This window comes from Clostridium sp. AUH-JLR23, assembly GCF_964238065.1.
GTDB classification, from domain to species: domain Bacteria; phylum Bacillota_I; class Bacilli_A; order Erysipelotrichales; family Coprobacillaceae; genus Allocoprobacillus; species Allocoprobacillus merdigallinarum.
This window is the reverse complement of sequence record NZ_CAXSKY010000044.1, coordinates 1-1,049: the sequence shown is the minus strand read 5'-3', so window position 1 is coordinate 1,049 and position 1,049 is coordinate 1. Positions and strand designations below refer to the sequence as shown.

The 1,049-nt window shown below is 38.0% G+C and carries 1 protein-coding gene and 1 pseudogene; one reads left to right on the top strand and one right to left on the bottom strand.

Annotated elements, in window-relative coordinates:
- Positions 1-199 (bottom strand): transposase (locus ACESR5_RS12010; protein WP_373155997.1); only part of this gene is annotated, 199 nt, incomplete at its 3' end.
- A gap of 74 nt (positions 200-273) precedes the next feature.
- On the opposite strand from ACESR5_RS12010, the pseudogene ACESR5_RS12005 reads away from it, so the two are divergent.
- A pseudogene (locus ACESR5_RS12005) lies at positions 274-1,049 on the top strand (IS3 family transposase); the annotation flags it as partial.

Below are 1,049 nucleotides of genomic sequence, written 5' to 3'. Positions count from 1 at the left end.
CTTTCAACTCCATAGAATAATTTTTATTGACTTTGGAGTGAGCTGTAGGAAGTCCCTCTGCTCGATAATTGCGAATCCAGTGTCTAACCTGACTAGATGAACCTACGTTGTGCAGTTTAGCAAGATAGGTAGAGCCTCCCTTGCCAGATAAATAATCTTGAATAACGCGTTGTTTTAATTCTATGGAATATTTGACCATAAGAAAAGACCTCCGAATGGAAAGGTTATAATAAACTAGACACAAAGTTAAGAGAAATCGTGGAAAGGTTTATTATGGCAAGAAGAAAATTCGATAAACAATTTAAAAATTCTGCAGTAAAACTCATTCTTGAAGAGGGTTACTCTGTTAAAGAAGTCAGCCAAGAGCTTGAGGTTCATGCCAATAGTCTTTATCGCTGGGTTCAAGAAGTTGAAGAATATGGAGAAAGTGCTTTTCCAGGCAATGGGACAGCCCTAGCTGATGCCCAACATAAGATTAAATTGTTAGAGAAAGAAAATCGTTATCTTCAGGAGGAACTTGAACTTCTAAAAAAGTTCCGGGTCTTCTTGAAGCGAAGCAAGTAAAACGTTTTGAATTTCTCTTGAAACATCATGGGAAGATAAAAATTAAGCATGCAGTAAAAGTTCTTAAGGTTTCTCGCTCAGGTTTCTATGAATACATGCATCGTCGTCCTTCAAAACAACAAGTGGAGAGAGAAATTCTCTCAGAGAAGATAAAAGCTGTCTTTCATGAGCATAAGGGACGCTATGGTGCGGTTAGAATTACCAAGGTACTTCATAATACTGGTATTATGACCAACACGAAACGTGTTGGGAAACTGATGCACTTGATGGGACTTTATGCCAAGGGAAGCCGTTATAAATATAAACATTACAACAGAAAAGGAGCTTCGCTTTCAAGACCCAATTTAATTAATCAGATCTTTAAAGCAACAGCTCCTAATAAAGTATGGCTGGGAGACATGACCTATATCCCTACCAAAGAAGGCACCTTATACTTAGCCGTGAATATCGACGTTTTTTCACGTAAGATTGTAGGCTGGTCAATG